Below are 18,130 nucleotides of genomic sequence, written 5' to 3'. Positions count from 1 at the left end.
CTGCCCGAAGTTGTGGACGATAGTCGGCAGTCAGTTCGCGATTTTGAGACAACCGCACCGGAAGTTCCTCACCCGATCCGAGCGCTCCTCTGAAAACGCGTTTCGCGACAAAGGATCTGCTCGATATTCTGGAGGAGGTCTACCGGTTTGAAGAGTCATCTGCCCTGCGCAACTTGGCTCGAGAAGGTGTCGCCAGCATCACTCTCCTGGACAGCGTGCAGCCAACGACGGCCTCGTCGAGTTCCAAATCGCCTGACTGATCCTCCTGCCATTCTGTGCAAGTTGCGAGCAGCCTTGACCTCCAAAGGAATGGAGGTCACAAGATGCCAGTCAGAGCCAGTTCCTGCTTTCTCTGGAGTTCCGGAGGCACTGGTCTCCTGATCCTAGTTCCTGCTTCAGGAACGTTCCGACCCCCGGCCCATTGCGTGTTGCCGCTGGGTCCGGGCTGTTGGCCATGCCCGCTTGAGACGCCTTGTGGCGTCACGCCGGCAGAACTCTTTCGGCCAATGAGCACTTTGATTAGCGTCTGAAAAGGCGACGAGAGTGCCTCCACGGCCGGTATCACTTCAGGTGCCGCCCCCCGATTGCTGCCTGCTCGCCACATGCTCCCATATTCAAACATTTGCACCACAGGGCTGGCAGTCCCCTGGCGATGGGATCTTGCCAACAGTCCGACCCAGGGAGAGAGCGGAGGGGGGTAACAAAACGTAGTGCACCGTTAACTGATTGTGGGGATGGTGGTTGCGTTCCATGCGGACCCGGATCAACGCGGAAAGAGCGCCCGCGGGACGATTAGGTAGAGCACATATCGAGCGACAGGACAGTGAATGACCTGTCCACACGCCGCGTCCAAGACCATTCGAAAAGGAGCACCGACCCATGAAGCCGTTGATGACCCACCTGACTTTCGCAGCGTTGTTCCTGATGCTGATCGCATCCAAGGGATACCGTCACGATAAAACTCCTGAAAGGTAATTCCCCAATCAGCCTGGCACGTAGCACTTTCGTACGAATGAATGTGATAGATCCAAGGCCATAACAAGAAGCTCTTGGGATTGGCCGAAAAACAAACTGAGCCTGACCATCCCAATGCATCCGAAAGCTTGAACAACGTCGCAATGCCGTACTACAAAGCATCTGCGGGAATCCTAGGTAACTGGAATTGAGCAACAAAGACAGCGAAAGTCATCAAGTCAACACAGGATATTATCCAGGATACGCATAACAGGCCCTGATCACCTGGGGACTACACTCACAAGTGATCTCGTACATGTCGACGACGAGGATGTCACAAAGGGCCATACTAATCATTCCGTAAAGGGTATCTAATGTCCAGGGCCGTGATCTTGCACTCGGGTGAATCGACTGAACATCAAACTGAAACATTCTACGATTCTAAACTGTCACGTATATCGAGGATGATACTCTGGTCTACCTTATTTGTTGTCGCTTGGTCGCTTTATGGACTGTATCTCTACTCAAATGATGAAGCACCTGTGAGTCGGCAACAACGTCAAGTGTTTGAGGCCCAACAAAGACTTTCCAGGCAGAGATACCCCATAGTCGATACGTCCATCAGACGCCATAGTTCGCCCTCAAAACCCTTTGAACGGGTTAGTTCACCCTCAGTCCCACTGGAACACCATAGTTCGCCATCAGCCCCAATTGAGCGGCTTAGCTCACCTTCAGCTTCTGCTCCTGAGAAATCATTTTTTCACAGTTTGGATCAATTCACTGAAGAACAACCTGTTGCGATTCTTATCATATTTATTCCCGTTGTTATAATTATCGGTCTTCTACTGTTTTTCTTCTGGTTATTCTGCGGACTAATCGCTCCGCTTCTCGCTTATTATTGGATTTTTCACTCTGCAGATACGAGGATCACAATCTCACAACGTGATGTAACGTATCGAGGCAAGCAGGCAATGTCAGAAGAAGAGAAAATTACTACGCTGCCGTTTGCGAATATCAGAGAATGCGAAGTGACTTACCCTTTTTACTGTGTAGGCAGAGATGGAAAGAGGGTGTTGCCGCTGCTGGGATTTCTTGGGATCGATTTGCCCGCAAGGCCCTCGGGAATACTGTTACACATGAAGGATAAGGACGTTAAGTCCTTGCCGGTCTCGCTTCTAGGTAAATCTGACTGCGAGCAGATTTACAGATGCATTAAAGATCGTATTGCTTCGATGAATGTCTATAACATGAATGAAGAAGGAGGGTTGCAGTCAAACCAGCTACTCTGCCCGCTCCCGAATGCGCTACGATTGGCGACTCAAAAGGAATAAGGACGTGAGTTTAATGGTCGCGGAACGTTTCTTGGTGGTGAGGTGGCGTTAGTTGAAGCTGTTGATTGTCACCAGGGGGGGGATTCCGCGAGAGGTCTTAGCCAGCCATCTTACCGACCATCTGTTGTGATGAGCCCCCACTCGAAGTCTGAAATACAGCAGGTGGGCGTGCTTGTCGTTGAAGCCTGTTCTGCCAAGGTTATGCCCGGTTGAAATCTGTAGTGCAGTCTGGGGGAGAAGCCGGTTGAAAATGACAGCGTACACGTGAGCAAATCGGTAGAAAGTGAGGTTGGGGCGCCCGCCTCGTCAGCGGGCAGTTTCTTTGAGATACCAAAGATATTCGAGTTGACCTGCCGAATTAGAAGGCGATTCAACAGTACATGTACGTGGAAGGCGCAGCCGTACGTCGTACGATGCAGTGAAAGGAGCATCAGGGACCGCGCACGATTCTGAATACCGCTTGAGCGTCTGCCCGACTCCTTCGATTCCTAATCCGAACGAGTTCGACGGGACTTGATACTAGCCAATTCCTTGTTGCGCAGTTATCAGGCTCCACTTAGAACCTATCCAAAAAGGTAATCGGGTTTTGAATTGCCCTTGAAAAAAGTGAGCCAACCTTGGAAATGAGAGCTACTAGACTTTCACTCGCCAAGGAATGCTCACTATGCCAGCAGAACACAGCTTTGATCGGTACCGTATGCCAGATGCCCTGTGGGAGAATCTGTGGAAGCTTCTACCAGTCTATAAAGTCATCCCTTCCGGAGGAACACCTCGGCGTAATTTCCGTTCCATCGCAGATGCCATCTTTTATCGATTGCGAACAGGCTGTCAATGGAAAGCCATCCCTAGGTCGCTACCTCCAGGAAGTACCGCACATGATTATTTTAGGAATGGGTTCGACTGGGGGTCTTCGGTCAGTTGTGGCAACTCGCACTGGCACACTATGACGAACTTGTCGGCCTCGACTGGCGCTGGCAAAGTGTCGATGCGGCCATGACAAAATCGCCATTAGGAGGCGAAATGACCGGGAAAAACCCCACGGATCGCGGCAAACAGGGCACCAAGCGATCGATCATCGCTGATGCCGTTGGTATTCCCTTATGTCTCGTCATTAGCGGAGCCAACACACATGACATCCACCTGCTTGAGGGAACTCTGGAAGATGGTTTGAAGCGATCGCCCCGAAGCCAGTCCCAAACAACACCAAGCCGTAAGGAGCACCTTTGTCTAGACAAAGGCTATGACTCACTTCGGGTTCGAGAAATGGTTTCCCGGATGTATGGATATGTACCACATGTCCGCTCGCGAGGAGAGGAACGGAAACAGAAGCACCGCCGAAAAGCCCGGCGGTGGGTCGTCGAAAGAACCCACGGTTGGCTCAATCGATTTCGCGGCCTGATCATCCGCTGGGATAAGAAATCCGCCAACCATCTCGCCTGTGCCTACATTACATTAAAACAATATGCGGTTTTCGGATAGGTTCTTAGAGCCTGACAAAAAACCTCTTCGCTGCTTAATATTTTAGGCCTGTTGCCTCATCAGTATGCGATAGCAGAGGGCAGCGATGGCCAGGTGATTCCATGCGTGGATGATCTGCTGATCGCGGTCGTAGCGAATGCGGAATCGGCCCAGTCCGCCGAGCCAACTGATGGTACGTTCCACCACATCTGTTTTGTTACTCCACCGGAATTTTCCCCAGTCCACTTCCATGAGTAGTGTTTCTCCGCCGAATGTGTGGGATGATGCCGCGACCCTGGAGTGACTGGCGAGCAGCTTCACTGTCGTAGCCTGCGTCAGCATACAACGTTCGTGGACGCTTCCGAGGTCTGCCAGAAGCCCCCTTGACGAGAGGGTATTGCTCGACCACGGGAAGCAGGCAGCGATGATCGCTGGTATTCGCCGGAGTCGAGATCATGGCCAGGGGCGTACCATTCCCGTCAGTCATGACCGTGTACTTTGTCCCTGTTTTCCGGCGATTCACAGGGCTGGGGCCACTGTCCGCTCCGCCTCAAAAGGCCCGGACATGCGTGGAATCGACGATGACTACGTCCAGATTCAAGGCCTGTGTCCGGTGGAGTTGCGTCAGAATACTGGCATGCAATCGCCACCAGATCCCCAGTTCTTGCCAATGAGCTAAACGTGTGCGGGCCGTCTCACCAGAACAGCCCATACCTGCTGGCAGTTTACGCCAACGGCAGCCGGTGGTGAGCACGAACCAGATGACACGGAGAACAATGTCATGGGAAATTGGCGGCCTGCCACCCCAACGTCCCGATGGGGATTGCTCGGGCAGCATGTTCATGACAGACTGACAAATTGTATCCGGCAAATGAGCATCCATGATCGGCTCCAGAGGGAGTAGAAGGTGGTACTTCCACTTCCCGGCGCAAATCCCGTGCCATTTGTCGAGTGCTTTGGATATTTAGTTTTTTGTCGGGTTCTAAGTGCTGAGCTACAGACAACAAGACCCAAATAGCATCTGTTCCTAAACGTCTTGCGAAAAGATCGTTTAGGCAAGGACCCTCTCTTAAATATTACCCAGAGGGAAAAGATGACTATTCTTTAGGCGCCTCGTCTGCTACACCGTTCAGCCTTTCCTTAATCTTCGCTTCGACAATCTTCTCAATCAAAGCGGCGAAGGCATTACCGGCCTCACCCTCTCCCATCCCATCCAATCCCACAATCATCTCATGAAGTAATTCACGAATTTTAGGAATGGTACGTTCAACGAGAAACTTGTTGGCTTGTGCATCTGAATAGTTCTTTGTTGCCATTATCTCTCGTGTGAGATCATTAGAAGCCGATGCCTTTGCTGCATTAATGTGATCCTCAGAAAGTTGAGCAACATAATTTATCCTGCTTTCTACCTCCTGGACGGTGTAAACTTCAAACAGGTATTTGGCCTCTTGTCGCCTACGCGTGTCATCAAGCGATTCAGTCAGAAGTGGCTCTTTAAGATTATATTCCGAAACTTTCTCAACCTGAGAAAACTCAATCACTCGGTCATGTCCCGCGGTATTATAAGCCTTTGTTTCCTTGTACTTGATCACTCGTTCTGGCATTCGCAAATCCCCTTAAAAAAAGCTACTAAAGCCATCCAAAGCAAACGCACCACGAGAATCAGCAACTCTGCCCCAGGCAGATATTGTTGATTTCTCCAATCACGCGATCCCTAACCGCTACCATGCTAGGCCGTATGGACATTCGATCTTGCAGGTCATGAGCTGATTATGCGAGGATAACTCGACTCAAGGAAGAGGGATTATGCTCAAGCGACACGCATTTTCGGACGAGCTTTGGAAGCGCATCGAACCACTCTGCCCCGGCAGAGCCGGTGATCCCGGTCGTACTGCGGCCGACAATCGACTCTTTGTTGAAGGTGTGATTTTTGTACTCAAAACCGGGATTTCCTGGGCCGATCTCCCCGAACGATTTGGTTTGCACAACTCGGTTTGGAGGCGGTACGACCGCTGGTGCGTCAATGGGATTTGGCAGAAAATCGTGCAGGCATTGCAGGATCCCGAACTGGACGAGGTTCAGATCGACTCAACCACGGTCAAAGCTCATCCCGTTGCTGCGACGGGGCGCCGTCAGGCCGGGGAAAAAAGACGCGGCCGATGAACGACGCTGCCTGGGACGCAGTCGCGGTGGATTAACGACGAAAGTTCACGCCGCTGTGGATGGTCGAGGCCGAATTCTCAAGTTGATACTGACTCCCGGCCATGCAGGCGATGCCCCTGTGGGAGAAAAGCTGCTGGAAGGTCTTTGCGCGAATCATGTCTTGGCAGACGCAGCCTACGACAGCGACGCGATCCGGCTGCGTGTGAAGCGGATGTGGGCGCAAGCGTGTATCAAACCGAAGGCGAACCGGAAGGCGAGAAAGCGGTGCATTAAGGAACGCTACCGGCACCGCAATATCATTGAACGTTTTTTTGGGGCTTTGAATCGATTTCGCAGGGTGGCCACACGTTATGAAAAGAAGTCCATAAACTTCGCGGGCTTCCTCTGGCTCGCATCGCTGTTAACCAAGCCATTCTGAATGTCCATAGGCTCTAGAATCTGTTTGCAAACTATTTTTTGCTGAATAGTACTTTCGTGTATCTCTGGGTGAAGGCGATACGGAGCATGACTCCGAAGTTCTTGGCCGTCTTCTCGAACCGGGAGAAAACCCGCCGGTATCCTTCAGCCAACCAATCAGCCGCTGGGCGATGTTCCGCCTGCGGTACAGTTCCCGGTCGAAATCCACACGCCGCGCGGAGCGGATCTCGTTGTCCTTCGAAGGGATGACCGGCGTGATTCCCAGATCCAGCAGGTACTCATAGATCCAGTCTGCGCTTTATCCCTTGTCCCCAGCCAGCGCGACGGGCCACGCCACCGCTTTCCCCGTTCCATCCCTCAACCCGTTGGCCGCCACCAGGACGGTGAAGGCGTCAGTCATTCGATTGGTCGCCAGCGAATGCTGGCTCAGATCCAGCCGTCCGATTTCTTCCAAAGCCTGTCGCTGTTGCACACCTACCAGCGACGGAAAGATGACATTGCCGCAGGGAAAACTGGCAAGCACGTCACCGGCATCAGTGCGAAGCACGAATCGGTGATCGCGGCGAAGACGGCGAGAAGAAGCATGCCGGCGGAACGCCCGTGAAGAACGATGGGTGGGGGAGGAGTATCGCTGGTCCGGACGCGCTCGCCGAGAAAGGTCGTGAAGAACGACCCAGCTCAGCACCGGCGGGGCACCGGTGAGCTTGGAGTCTCAGAAACAAACATGCCCCGGTCTGCTGCAGCGTTTGATTCGGCATGTGCTAATTGAGCAACAGTGCATTTCTCCCGCGCAAGACTATCGTATCGAACGTCTTCATTTTAAGGCTGAACTCGTGAAGTTCCTTGTGGTTGTCCGGGTCGATGGAGTAGCCGTGAACATCGTCCGCCAACATCTCAAGATGCGAGGCGATCGCTAAGGATCTGCGCGCGTCAGCTCTGGATTCGCGGAGCATCTGGAGGATGTCGTCGATTGAATGCTGGGCAAATCGCTGGCACAGTCTGAAATAGTCGAGAAATGCATCCCACACAACAAGGTGCCAACTATCAAACTGGCTGACATTGTGATCGACTGCCGAGTCAATGACCCGGCACACTTCGGCCACGTCCTGGCGTCCCCGAAACTGTGCCTTGATGGACGCTCGGATGCTGTCGATGATGACTGAGTAGCGACAATGCATGGCGAGCGTGATGTCCTGCAGCTCTAGTTTGCCCGCGCCCCACTTGAGTGCCATCGATTCAGCACCCATGACGAGCGGGAACGTGAGTATGCCAGCAACGATCTCATCAAGCGGGTAGACCTCATCTGACGAGGCGCACCTTGTCGGGAGGTGAGTCATCGCAGCGACGGCAAAGAAATCGCTTGCCACCTCCTGACGCAAAGTCGGGAGGTTCAACGGACTTTCGGCGTTTAATAGCGACGCCCTGTAGTCGAAGTTGCCGGTGAACCCGCGTACTTGCTCAAAATTGATCGAATACGTTTCGTAGATCGCATCACTGTGGATTGCGGCGGGGCATAACTTCTGCGATTCCGGCAGATGCCCGATTTCGTGAGCCAAAGGGAACAGCAGGTTAACTACCGCCCTCCACGCCACTTGCTTGTGTGCAGCCCTGATTGCCGTATCGATTACTTGACGAGGCCCGAGTTGCACGAAGTTGTGGTCGCGGAAGGCGGATGCAATAAAGGCGAGACCGGCGAACTTGTTGTGCCGAAGAAGTTCTCCGCCGGCTAAGAGGCACAACCCGCTCGTAAGGAGTTCCGCCCTGTTCTGACTGACGGCCAGGGTGATAATGTCCGCCAAGCAAATGTAGCGGACCAAGGCTCGCTCGCTGTACCGGATGTCCGCCGCGGGCGGCGTGCGGAAGATCCGCATCCTGTGGCCGGCAAGCCCATTCCTGTCGTAGTGGAATGTGGGGAAGTAGCCGATGTTCTCGACCAACAGATTGCGGAACGCGTCGAACGCGGGGATGCTCTCGATTGACTGTTTGGGTTCCGTGTCCATGGCGTCATTTCGATTTCAGGAGGCCGCGGTCGTCGAGCAGGGAGAGCACCGCGTCCGCTTCCGAGATATCTCGCACCTTGAACTCGACATCGTTGAATTTCACGATCAGGTCGCGATCAGGATGCACCGCTCGACGAAGGATCTCGACCAACTTCTCGAGCACCGACGTCGGGATTGCCGTGAGCAGCCCGACGACGCCAGCGGTTCCCGCTGCGGCTTTCTCCTCGTACTCCCGGACTTCGACATCCGGTAGAGATGCCAGATCCGACTTCACCAGGGCGATGACTTCGGCGGTGCCGACAATTTCCACATCAATCATGTACAGGCTCCTCCTTCGTGTTCTTTGAACCACTGGTTGCCGAACGCCTAATGTAATCCCGCGGCGGCCAAGGCCCTTTGATCTCACAATCCGCCCGATCCGCCGCTCGGGTTGACTGCCTTGTTATGCGGTTTTGTTGAGCAACGAGTCAACATAGTCCCAAGCTTCTTCAAGTGATTTGAACACCCATCCAATATCTTCAATTTGTTTTTCGCTGCTTTCCCCGTGAATCAGTGTGCGGACAGCCTCGCGGCAATGAAGGCCAACAACTGTGGCAATCGGGAACTCTGCATCGACGTATTGATCCGATCCGATGCCGAACACCATTTCGAGCATGTCACGCCATTCGTAGCTGGTGTCCTTGAAGCCATTGAACGGCAGAGGATCGCGATTCCCCACGAGGAACTCGCCTTAGTGCTGGGCTGCTGACATCAGAATCGAGATGAAACACCTACCCAAACGCCACACCCAAAGACCACCCTCGCAAACCCCTCCTCTAACCGCTCCCCAGAAGGGCCTTGATGACTAGACTTTCGTCGCCTCCCCTGCCAAGCCGTTCAGCCTCTCCTTAATCTTCGCTTCGACAATCTTCTCAATCAAAGCCGTGAATGCATTACCGGCCTCACCCTCACCCATCCCATCCAATCCCACAATCACCTCATGCAGCAATTCACGAATCTTAGGAATGGTACGCTCAACGAAAAACTTGTTGGCTTGTGCATCCGAATAGTCCTTTGTTGCCATTATCTCCCGTGTGAGATCATTAGACGCTGATGTCCTCGCTATATCAATTCGATCCCCGGCATACTGATTAATATAATGAATCCTCGTCTCCATCTCCTGTACCGTGTAGACCTCAAACGTATGCTGCTCTACAACGCGCCTAACCGTATCCTGAGGAGGCTCGTTACTTACAGGAGGCTGGTGCTTTAAAAACGTGAAGTTATATTCATGGGAGCAGGAAACAAGACGTTTATCTCCAGGAATATTCCCACTTTTCGGATCAGACGTATTAACCGCGACTTTCGTGACTCGTTCTGGCATTCGGAAAGCTCCATAAGAAACAAGTTCTTCTAAATCACATATGCGGCAACAGTCAGCAACTCTGGCCAAGACAAATGTTGTTTATCTCGCCAATCACTCGATCCCTTACCGCAACCAAGCTAATAAGTTCTCGGGAATGAATCACCAGAGCCCGCAAAACATCGTCAGCACTTGGGAATGGCAGAAAAAGAGGTTCTCCACCGCCCTCAAGCTCAAGTTCCCACAAAAGACCCGGACCTTTTGGCTGCTGACTGACTCTCACCTTCCATAAGGATGGATCAATGCCAAGAAGCCTGCAAAGGCCAGTGGGATAGTCAATAGTTAGTGACAGGCGGTACTGCCCGCAAGTTCTTCCTGCTCGTCGCAAGCGGTCAACTACAAAGAATGTCATAAAGTTCCTTGTTAGCCGTCCATTCCTCCGAAGCGCTTCGCGGAGAAGTGTGTATATTCCTAAAAGCTCCGGCTTCTCCGAGCCGACGATCTTCGCGAGCTCCTTTTTCCGCCGCTCAAGCTCCGTCTTCTGGGCAACCTTACCCGCTCTAGCGGCATTAATCTCATTAACGACACGCTGATATCCGCCCAGCCTCTCTTTATACTCATTGAACATCTGGCTCTTGTAATACATCTCCTGCTCAATGGAAGCTCGTTTATTGCAGATATCCGTCAATGCAAGCACGATATCCTGGACTGCTTCACTCTTTTGGGGGATGTTTCCGTCTACGGGTGCAGGGTTCTCTCCTCTCGAGGAAATCTCAAGAATCTCGGCCTCAATGATGTTTGTCCGGGATGGCTTGTCATACGACGCTCTGAGGTCTTGCTCTCGTGCCGCAAAATACTGACCAGACATCTGCTGTATGGCCCTGTCGTGAGATGACCGAAGCTCACTTAGACGACTCACGTCAGATTGAGCGAGCAGTGCGGTATCGTACTCGATGTAACGATTGAATCGGTCAAGATCGACGTCGGGGGTATTGATGTCGAGTTCAAGTTGCTTGATTTCGGTCTCAAGCAATGCGACTTTCACAAGCCCCTTTGCGCGGAACAGCGTGTCCACCATTAATGGCAACAGAGAGTCGCCGTCCAGGAGGTTCTGCTGGAGAATGGCAATGTCGAGCAGTCTTTTCGCAGTCAACAGGTAGCCGTATCCGACTCTATTGGTGCGATTGCCCGACAAAAGCCGATCTCCCGCAAGCAAATGCTTTGGCGCGTCGAGCGTTTCCACGACCTCATACCATTGCACAAACATACACAGTCGCGGCACGAACTCTAACAGGAACAACGGGTCAATTAGGTTGGACATGTCCTTTCGAAAGAGGAGATTGGTGTCATGGAGAGTGCTGCACTCGTACTTAACAAGGTGCTCGGGAATCTCCTCGATGGAATAAACTGGACAGAAGAGTGCAAGGAACTGGCGACGCCCCAGGACCGCCTTCTCGATCATTTCGTTCACAAGGCGAAACATTGGCGACGCCACCTTTGTCAGGAACGAGTCGACCTGACCGTCTCCGTCAATCAGATTTGCTTCCACCGTTGAATCTGAGAAAAAGATGGAATCAATGCGACCATTTCTTGGATAAAACAACTCCTTTACAAACTCATCTGCGAGGCTCCATTCTTTGGACCGTTCGCCATCGTCCTCTTCAAAGAACTCTTGTGCTTCCCTATAGTTTGCAATTTTCCCGTCGGGCCAGAGCTTCAGGCACCCATCTGTGAAGGCAATCAGGTGGACCGCTTTCTGGATCCGGAAGTCTTTAATATCACGACGAATCATCCAGATTCCACGTTTGATTTGGTACAGTTCGTCAAGGACTTTTCCCTCGAATGCGATCTGTCGATCAGACATGTCTTTAAGGGCACCACCTATGTTGGCAAGGGACTGCTGCAAACCATCTATCTTCCGGTCTAAACGAAGTACCTCAGAGGAGATTTTCGCTTGTCCGGCCTGCAGTGACACCAGCCTGCTCAGGGCTCGTTCTTCGAAGTCCTGGAGTTTTCCGATCACCTCTCGTCGTGAGGCCCTTACTTCGATCTGAACAGACTGTATGGCAGCCAGAATGGCTGCCGAATCAGAGGTTGGTCCAGAACTCCGCGAGAAAGCCGCGAAAACGCAGTTCGCCGCTCCGATATAACCCATCGGACCGCCGGCATAGACTAGGAGCCCAGCCTGAACGACATTCTCAGTTGTCTTCAGTGCAATCTCGACCTGTGTGATGTCTTCGTCAGAAATGCCAAGGCCAGCAGCCTTAAGGTTTCGGGCGAACGTCAAGACTGTCGACGCGTCAGTAAAAAACGCTTTGCTCTTTTTCTGAAATTCGTCGACGGCTGCAGCTGTCTCCGCCTTCTTCTCATCGAATCCTTTTGGAGAGTAAAGGCCAGCTCTATACATTCTCAGCTGTTGTGATGGAGTCATACTGTCAAACATGACCTCCTTCAAGAAGTCCAGATCACCCTCAATTCGACTTAAACTCTCTTCGGTTGCGTCTATTTTTCTGTGCTGATCTGTAATTGCCTCCGAGAGGCTAGAAATCTTCTGTCCTACGGCGTCCATATTGTCTGACAGGTCCTTCAGTTTCTCTCCCTGCTCCACTTGGTACTTATTTGCAAGGGACTGTAGAAGATCCAACTTTTCATTGATCTTTTCGGCAGAGTCGCATGCAGGATCGCGAGAAACGTTGGAAGCGGCCTTGCTGAGAAGCAATTGAAACTCAGCCTGAGCTTTCTCACTGGCGAAGGCAATTAATTCAGCCGGTGGATTTCTAAGTGATGCCTCGTTGCACAGCTTAGGGTCGGCATTTGACGTCAAGCTACAGTAGCTCCTTGCATATCGCTTTAAATTGTCTTGATGGTGCCTAGCCATCTCTTTCTGATAGTGGTTGAGGTTATACGCGCGCAGCGCCGAATCCGCTGCAACTCCGACTACCGCACCTCCAGCAAGGACGGCCGCGGCTGGACTGACCAGAGCACCGATGGCTGCTCCCAGGTTTATCATTTCTGGCACGATTGTTGCTGCCATCGAACCAGAATAGGTATTGGATAGCCTGTCAATCATCCGTTTGGACTCTAGAAAGTCGGCTGCAGCCTGCGATCTTCGCTGAAGCTTCTCGATATCGTTGAGGCTCGGAGGCCCAGACGAGATTCGTGAGATATCCTCCTGAATTCCTCTTCCATAAATGTTTATAAATAGTGACGGCTTTGTGATGTGTGAGTCATCGAATGGATCCTGGGGGGCGGGAAGCAGAGGAGGCATGAAGAGACCCTTAACAAGAGGAACGTTTCCTGCACTTTATGAAGGGAGAAGTACTGCATTCTTGGTTGATGTGCTGAAAATTTTAATTTATGGACGTTTTGTTAGCGCATGTGTCATAGTTTGTTAGAAATGCGTGAATCCACTTCGATCGTAGGGGCAATCAGGAAAGGGGTCTTGTCGGATTAACCACCGTTATTGCGTCACAGTGAGCTCACGCCCTGAGTCTGCGGTTCAAGTGAACTACTACGCTGCGAAGGTGGATCGCAGTTTGCTTGGAAACCCCGTTAGTGCAACGGCGAGACGTTATGGAGTCTCCTTCTCCGTTGGGTAACCATTTCGAATGATATCAATGGCCCATCGCTCCAGGAAGCCGCCCACTACTGCTACAAGCAACAAGGAAAGCGCGGTCTTGTCACTCGTCACTAATGAACTAGTGACAATTCCTGTCTCTACGGCCAAGGTAACTACAAATGCGGTGATGACTCCATAGATAATGCGGAGCATTCCGTCGGTGAAAGCCGTGGCAGGAGTCGAGAACGGCTCGAATGTACCGCCATGCGCACGTGGCGCCATTGCGGACAATAAGGCTCCAATGCTGCCGCCTGTGATACTTGCGGTGATGAGTCGAAACAAAGCATGGGACGTGGCGTCGGCGGCCTCCATAAAGTGCGAGAACAAATACATCCCCCCCGTTGCGAAGATTATCCCAGTTGTCGAAGTGGCAAGCATGTAGCGGGATTTCGCGGTCCGTTGACTTGCATCTTGCAGAATTGTACGGGCTTGCTCAACAGAGATCTTTGCGGTGACAAAATCCTCCTCAATCGCGCATGTTACGGCTGTGGCTAGGGAGGCGAGGATTGACCGCTTCACTGCCTTTGCATTAAGCATAGGAAGCGCGTTCACTTGTTGGACCTGGGTCCAGAGTAAATTGAATTCCGTTCCTAGCTTGTTCAATGTGGAGTCGCAGACCAACCACAACTGGTCCTTCGGGCATGTATACAGTATATAGTGCTCGTCCGCCGCAAAAATGTCTTTAACGACACCGAGCGGATACTTGTCGTTACCAATAACTACAGTTTGATCAGTCTCATTTCCTTGGACTGCGGGAAAGCTTGCGACTTCGGTGGTTGGCAATTAGCTTCTCTCCAATTGTGAGGTTGCCAGAAGATGAACAAGGCGGTTATTTGCGGCATGGACTTAGTAATCGTAATAATTAAGGCGAGCGAAGAATTGTTACATATCGGTTGATGACATCCCACGCTATGCTACACCGACACATCTTACTATTTCGCATTATTTACATTTTAGCTTGGATGTACGTCAAACACTGCTACCAAATGCAACCTCATGCTAATAATGTATCGGCACACAATTACAGATGATAGTAGTTTAGAGTTTTATCCAGAAGGATGTGCTTCTTCTGTCAGAAAGACTCTGCGAAGTTTGTTGTAGTGTGTCAATAGGCTCGTTGGTAAATTAACGTTAGGCCGAATGAATTTTTGATCCTGCATGTGATGGACTGATTAGGCTCAAGCGAAACGCATTTTTTGAAGAGCTTTGGAATCAGGTTGAGTGGTCGATGATGAATCTCTACTTCTTGGCCCGGTTGAAGATTGGGGTTCGGCCAGAAGATGAAATCATGAATGGGTTTGTCTCGTCCCACTTCAATGAGTTCAGAATGAGATTCTCAGGGTATCGCGAGTGCGTTTTCAGGAGCCCAGCCTTTTTTGCCTGTGGGAAACTGGTTGGTTGTCGACGGGCCATCTTCGACACTCTGCGAGGCTGATTCGCTCCAGCCGGAAGTGTTGGTTTCTGTCCAGTTGCCGTAGCCCGCGAGGTTGACCCAGAGATTGGCGGTGGAATCCTGTGACCGGCTGCGGCCACCGATGACCACTTCTTCCGTGAGAGAACCGGCTTTGGTCCGGGATTGCCCCTGATTCTGGGTGATCTCGTAATGCAGACCAAAACCAGAGGACGCCAGATCAAACGACCTATCGCTATGGAGATCGTCGGCCTGGGACGTTCCTGAGCCCACGTTGGACGCCACTTGATGGGTGGTGCCCCAAAACCTCCTGTGGCGAAGCCACCGCCGTAGAAATCAGCATTTCAACCGGGGCCATCCTGCAAAATAAATATTTAGCACCTTACTAAAAGTCTTCAGGCGCAGACCAAACAAAGTCAGTTTCAACAAATCCATCGGGTGGTAAGGCCTCACGGGCTTCCGCTACGAATCTTGTAAGCAAATCTTTTAACGCTTCGTCTGGAGTATCTCCAAGCCCTGCGGTTCCATCGGGTTGCCCGTCCGCACGATTACATCGTCGCAAGTTAGTGAACGCAGCATAGTCGTTCAATCGTTGTATCACTTTAACCCTCATTTTAGAGACTGGAAAAAGATCAAGGTCAAGCCATGCATCGTATTCGGCTACAATCCTTTCAAGACGAGTAATCCCAGTTATTGCATTTATATCCATAGCTACTGTGCTCCAAAAGAAATAATTTTACCGTTACTGTCGATATCAATATATTTATTGTTCTTTTTAAATCGAGTTACACCAGGGGTCGCTCCATCTACTGGACTTCTAGTTGCGCCTCGTTTGTTTCTTGCAAATTCTTCAGCCTTTCGTAGGTACTGATCTATGTCTTTTGCATCAACTTCCCTACCATGCTTCGCAAAATGAGCTTGGAGCGACTCAGCGGCGGAGCTGAATGAACCTTGGCCCCAATCTCCAGTACGAAGCGTAGGAATACTGCTTTGAGCAACCCCCGTCGGCGGAACCTCGATTGGGTTGGCATTGGCTGCATCTCTATTCAGTTTATCCTTAAGGTCGACAGCTTTTTGGTAGTCCTTCTCATCAAAGATTTCAGGCCGAACGAGATTAATCGTCTCATCAACGATTTCCCATCGCTTGTCGGCCATTTGTCTCACAGTGTAGGCATTATGCACCCAAACCGCAAAACCCCACTCGGGTTTCCCTACAAAGTAAGTGTGATCCTCCTCAACACGCAAATTGTAAACAACCGCATCATATTCCTGATTGTCAATGGCTTCCAATAGCACCGAATTGCCATCTTCGGTGAGAATTGACATTCCGACCTTCAGATCCGTAGCGGCTGTCCAGCCAGTATCTGCCACGAAAAATGGGTGCTGTGGCGTCGTTTCGATTGTCATGCCGCCAACGATAAGCCGAATCGCAGTCGCCTGGAATTGGAAAACATCCTCCACAACCTGCAACCTGTTGGCGGCAGTCGGATGACCCTCTGGCCGTGACCAGACACGTTCACCTTTTCTAATGGCCTCAATCGGTTTCCAGCCATCCGCCGTACGGACGGGTGTACCGGCCACAAAACAGGATTTCCCGATGATGACTAACGCATTGTCGTAAAGGTGTAAGATTCGAGCTGTCAGTGGTTTGTGATCGAACCCCTTAGGAAGATGTTTGGCAATCCCAAGTGCAGCTCTTTCAGCACTCGCTGAATGCTTGAGCGCCGAAACAGTTCCCTCGGTACAAAGAGCGAGGAGAACTTCGAAGAGAAGATACCCAAGAATTCGTCCGGAAATATAAGCATAATCATTTGCCGACAACTGAGGTCCTGCCATCAGGGTTACAAAGATATCTGACGCAATGCTTCTTGCCGCTTTGACACTGTCGAGAATCAGATCACTGACTTTCCCTCTTAACTGTTCAAGATCGCCTTGGAATAGAGTTTTCTTTGTCTCGTCGTCTAGCGACATTATTTCACTGTACAGGCTGTTAATTCTACTCATCATAGCGTCTGCAACAGGATACTTATCGATGGCTTGATAAGTGAGGTACAAAGGCATCGTTGGACCAGTTGCAAGGCCAACATGCACTGCAGTCTCCAACACAGATGGAATGGATTGCAAGGTGCCAACAACACCATCATTCCAGAATCCTTGTACGAGGCCATCCAAGAAGGAAATCCATACGCTGGATTGTTGATCCAGTGGCGGTGTTCCGATTTTCTCGAACACATCATCGAAGTCCATGGTCCAATACCAGATGTCAAAACTTCCATAAAGTTCGAGTGCTTGTCCAAGTTGAAGTGTAGATATGCGGTATTCCCCACGACTGACAAACGCGCCGTCGGTATAAATGCCAATGAACTCGTGCTGCGCAGTGAATATGTCGTAGATTTTACCACGCTGGGTGACAATGAATTTTTGTGCGATTCCTCTCAAGCCGATAGCAAGTCCATACGGCAGAGTCTCGATGTCCACGCCATTGGCAGTCTTTTCGCCTACGGATGTCGGCTTTTTGACTTCACCCACTTCTTGCAGCACGGGGGCATCAACAGATGGTCTGTACGGGGCGCGGTCAATCAGTGTTCCGAGGTCGTGTTCGTTGCGATTGAGGAGATCGCGGATGTGGGGGTTACTCTGCTGTTCGGCCAGTCTCTCGTACGCCCGATCCATGGCATTCCGGCTGGCTTGACCCACTTCATTGCCGGGAGCGACTGGATTCGAGGGTGTGTAGGAGCCACCTTCTGATCCACTGGCGGACTGCTCTTCTTCCAGTCGGTTCTGATCGGCACTTTTGGCAGCCGGGGCTTCGTCGGGAGGTGTCTGGTTGGCCTGGCTTTGGGCCTGTTGCTGGGCGGCGTAGGCTTCCTGCTGGATCGAATCGTAGCTGGGACCGCCGTATTCGCTGCGCTGCGGTGTTTCGTTCTCGGCAGGCTTGTGATCCCAGTAATCGATCCGCCAATCCCCTGTGCGGTCGTTCTCATAGTACTTGTAATACTGCGTATCACTGGCCCAGCCTTCACTCGACAGGTGCCAATCGCCCAGATACGAGGGTTCATAGCCACCCATGGCATTGGTGAAGGCCTGGGGAATGAACGGCAGGTTGTAATAGTTGTACGGAGCCAGTGCCTGATTGATCAGGCTCATGGGATTCGAGAAGGTGACATTCCATTCCGCCAGATCGTGAGCGGTGCCACTTTCAAAGACCCCTTCGTATTCGGAGTAGCCGTGATCGCCGGTGGGATCAGAACCGGGTGACGAGGCATCAGCATAGGTGTAATCGACCATCCCGGTCTCGGGATTAAAGATCGCATTCTGGTACGAACCCCCGGCATACGGATCAGCCGGGCCATATCGATCCGAAGAGCCACTGCTGGTCCAGTTGCTGCAACTGGCGAAAGACCCGCATTCGCAAGTGAGAATGGAAGTGGTGCG

The 18,130-nt window shown here is 51.7% G+C and carries 18 protein-coding genes; 4 read left to right on the top strand and 14 right to left on the bottom strand.

The genetic code is table 11. The annotated features are described in order from the left end of the window. Positions 1-1,418 precede the first annotated feature (1,418 nt). The gene (locus A6X21_RS21780; protein WP_131818493.1) at positions 1,419-2,285 is read left to right on the top strand and encodes a hypothetical protein; all 867 of its coding nucleotides are present in this window, start codon (positions 1,419-1,421) and stop codon (positions 2,283-2,285) included. Positions 2,286-2,949: 664 nt separating this feature from the next. Next, positions 2,950-3,764 (top strand): IS5 family transposase gene (locus A6X21_RS21775; RefSeq protein ID WP_110766508.1). Its coding sequence is split into 2 segments (ribosomal slippage): positions 2,950-3,172 and positions 3,172-3,764, totalling 816 coding nucleotides; the frame shifts between segments, so codons are not numbered across the junction. A gap of 42 nt (positions 3,765-3,806) precedes the next feature. Here the strand turns inward: A6X21_RS21775 and A6X21_RS24130 are convergent. The 4 genes from A6X21_RS24130 to A6X21_RS21765 all read right to left on the bottom strand — a co-directional run bounded on the left by A6X21_RS24130 (position 3,807) and on the right by A6X21_RS21765 (position 5,347). Then, complete coding sequence (locus tag A6X21_RS24130; protein WP_110766507.1) at positions 3,807-3,995, bottom strand: hypothetical protein; 189 nt, start codon at positions 3,993-3,995, stop codon at positions 3,807-3,809. After that, complete coding sequence (locus A6X21_RS24125; RefSeq protein ID WP_110766506.1) at positions 3,961-4,230, bottom strand: transposase; 270 nt, start codon at positions 4,228-4,230, stop codon at positions 3,961-3,963. The genes A6X21_RS24130 and A6X21_RS24125 overlap by 35 nt, the downstream gene beginning before the upstream one ends. 63 nt (positions 4,231-4,293) lie before the next feature. Then, positions 4,294-4,626: a transposase gene (locus tag A6X21_RS24120; RefSeq protein ID WP_110766505.1), complete on the bottom strand. Its 333-nt coding sequence runs from the start codon at positions 4,624-4,626 to the stop codon at positions 4,294-4,296. A 214-nt stretch (positions 4,627-4,840) separates the two neighbouring features. Beyond that, entirely contained in the window at positions 4,841-5,347 is a 507-nt protein-coding gene (locus A6X21_RS21765; protein WP_131818492.1) for a hypothetical protein, read from the bottom strand. A gap of 202 nt (positions 5,348-5,549) precedes the next feature. Here A6X21_RS21765 and A6X21_RS21760 point away from each other — a divergent pair, with 202 nt between their 5' ends. Together A6X21_RS21760 and A6X21_RS21755 are read left to right on the top strand one after the other, a co-directional pair. Beyond that, positions 5,550-5,906: an IS5 family transposase gene (locus A6X21_RS21760; RefSeq protein ID WP_083233829.1), complete on the top strand. Its 357-nt coding sequence runs from the start codon at positions 5,550-5,552 to the stop codon at positions 5,904-5,906. Beyond that, positions 5,857-6,324, top strand: coding sequence for an IS5 family transposase (locus A6X21_RS21755; RefSeq protein ID WP_165603903.1), 468 nt, complete (start codon positions 5,857-5,859; stop codon positions 6,322-6,324). Before A6X21_RS21760 ends, A6X21_RS21755 begins: the two co-directional genes overlap by 50 nt. A gap of 297 nt (positions 6,325-6,621) precedes the next feature. Here the strand turns inward: A6X21_RS21755 and A6X21_RS24460 are convergent, their stop codons facing one another. The 10 genes from A6X21_RS24460 to A6X21_RS21705 all read right to left on the bottom strand — a co-directional run bounded on the left by A6X21_RS24460 (position 6,622) and on the right by A6X21_RS21705 (position 17,983). Beyond that, positions 6,622-6,870: a hypothetical protein gene (locus A6X21_RS24460; RefSeq protein WP_131818491.1), complete on the bottom strand. Its 249-nt coding sequence runs from the start codon at positions 6,868-6,870 to the stop codon at positions 6,622-6,624. 214 nt (positions 6,871-7,084) lie between these two features. After that, positions 7,085-8,323 carry a hypothetical protein gene (locus tag A6X21_RS21745; RefSeq protein ID WP_068852794.1) on the bottom strand — a complete coding sequence of 413 codons (1,239 nt, stop codon included), beginning with the start codon at positions 8,321-8,323 and terminating at the stop codon, positions 7,085-7,087. A gap of 4 nt (positions 8,324-8,327) precedes the next feature. Beyond that, entirely contained in the window at positions 8,328-8,642 is a 315-nt protein-coding gene (locus tag A6X21_RS21740; RefSeq protein WP_068852791.1) for a hypothetical protein, read from the bottom strand. 123 nt (positions 8,643-8,765) lie between these two features. Further along, positions 8,766-9,041, bottom strand: a complete 276-nt coding sequence (locus A6X21_RS21735; protein WP_068852788.1) for a hypothetical protein — start codon at positions 9,039-9,041, stop codon at positions 8,766-8,768. A gap of 126 nt (positions 9,042-9,167) precedes the next feature. After that, complete coding sequence (locus tag A6X21_RS21730) at positions 9,168-9,686, bottom strand: hypothetical protein (protein ID WP_068852784.1); 519 nt, start codon at positions 9,684-9,686, stop codon at positions 9,168-9,170. 52 nt (positions 9,687-9,738) lie between these two features. Next, positions 9,739-12,933 (bottom strand): coiled-coil domain-containing protein, encoded by a 3,195-nt coding sequence (locus A6X21_RS21725; RefSeq protein ID WP_068852781.1) that lies wholly within the window; start codon positions 12,931-12,933, stop codon positions 9,739-9,741. Between the two features lie 303 nt (positions 12,934-13,236). After that, positions 13,237-14,067: a hypothetical protein gene (locus A6X21_RS21720; RefSeq protein WP_068852778.1), complete on the bottom strand. Its 831-nt coding sequence runs from the start codon at positions 14,065-14,067 to the stop codon at positions 13,237-13,239. 553 nt (positions 14,068-14,620) lie between these two features. Continuing rightward, a complete protein-coding gene (locus A6X21_RS21715) occupies positions 14,621-14,968 on the bottom strand; it encodes a hypothetical protein (RefSeq protein WP_068852775.1) in 348 nt (115 codons plus the stop codon). A 112-nt stretch (positions 14,969-15,080) separates the two neighbouring features. After that, positions 15,081-15,404: a hypothetical protein gene (locus tag A6X21_RS21710; protein WP_068852773.1), complete on the bottom strand. Its 324-nt coding sequence runs from the start codon at positions 15,402-15,404 to the stop codon at positions 15,081-15,083. A 2-nt stretch (positions 15,405-15,406) separates the two neighbouring features. Continuing rightward, positions 15,407-17,983, bottom strand: coding sequence for a polymorphic toxin-type HINT domain-containing protein (locus A6X21_RS21705; protein ID WP_131818490.1), 2,577 nt, complete (start codon positions 17,981-17,983; stop codon positions 15,407-15,409). Positions 17,984-18,130 lie beyond the last annotated feature (147 nt).

Source organism: Planctopirus hydrillae (assembly GCF_001707835.1).
GTDB lineage: Bacteria > Planctomycetota > Planctomycetia > Planctomycetales > Planctomycetaceae > Planctopirus > Planctopirus hydrillae.
Note: the sequence above shows the minus strand (reverse complement) of the source record. Positions and strands in the feature narration are given on the sequence as shown.

Excerpts from the sequence above, each read along its gene's own strand:
- A6X21_RS21780 (WP_131818493.1), top strand. The coding sequence starts at position 1,419 with ATGATACTCTGGTCTACCTTATTTGTTGTCGCTTGGTCGCTTTATGGA.
- A6X21_RS24130 (WP_110766507.1), bottom strand. The coding sequence starts at position 3,995 with ATGGAAGTGGACTGGGGAAAATTCCGGTGGAGTAACAAAACAGATGTG.
- A6X21_RS24125 (WP_110766506.1), bottom strand. The coding sequence starts at position 4,230 with ATGACTGACGGGAATGGTACGCCCCTGGCCATGATCTCGACTCCGGCG.
- A6X21_RS24120 (WP_110766505.1), bottom strand. The coding sequence starts at position 4,626 with ATGGATGCTCATTTGCCGGATACAATTTGTCAGTCTGTCATGAACATG.
- A6X21_RS21765 (WP_131818492.1), bottom strand. The coding sequence starts at position 5,347 with ATGCCAGAACGAGTGATCAAGTACAAGGAAACAAAGGCTTATAATACC.
- A6X21_RS21760 (WP_083233829.1), top strand. The coding sequence starts at position 5,550 with ATGCTCAAGCGACACGCATTTTCGGACGAGCTTTGGAAGCGCATCGAA.
- A6X21_RS21745 (WP_068852794.1), bottom strand. The coding sequence starts at position 8,323 with ATGGACACGGAACCCAAACAGTCAATCGAGAGCATCCCCGCGTTCGAC.
- A6X21_RS21740 (WP_068852791.1), bottom strand. The coding sequence starts at position 8,642 with ATGATTGATGTGGAAATTGTCGGCACCGCCGAAGTCATCGCCCTGGTG.
- A6X21_RS21730 (WP_068852784.1), bottom strand. The coding sequence starts at position 9,686 with ATGCCAGAACGAGTCACGAAAGTCGCGGTTAATACGTCTGATCCGAAA.
- A6X21_RS21725 (WP_068852781.1), bottom strand. The coding sequence starts at position 12,933 with ATGCCTCCTCTGCTTCCCGCCCCCCAGGATCCATTCGATGACTCACAC.
- A6X21_RS21710 (WP_068852773.1), bottom strand. The coding sequence starts at position 15,404 with ATGGATATAAATGCAATAACTGGGATTACTCGTCTTGAAAGGATTGTA.
- A6X21_RS21705 (WP_131818490.1), bottom strand. The coding sequence starts at position 17,983 with ATGGTCGATTACACCTATGCTGATGCCTCGTCACCCGGTTCTGATCCC.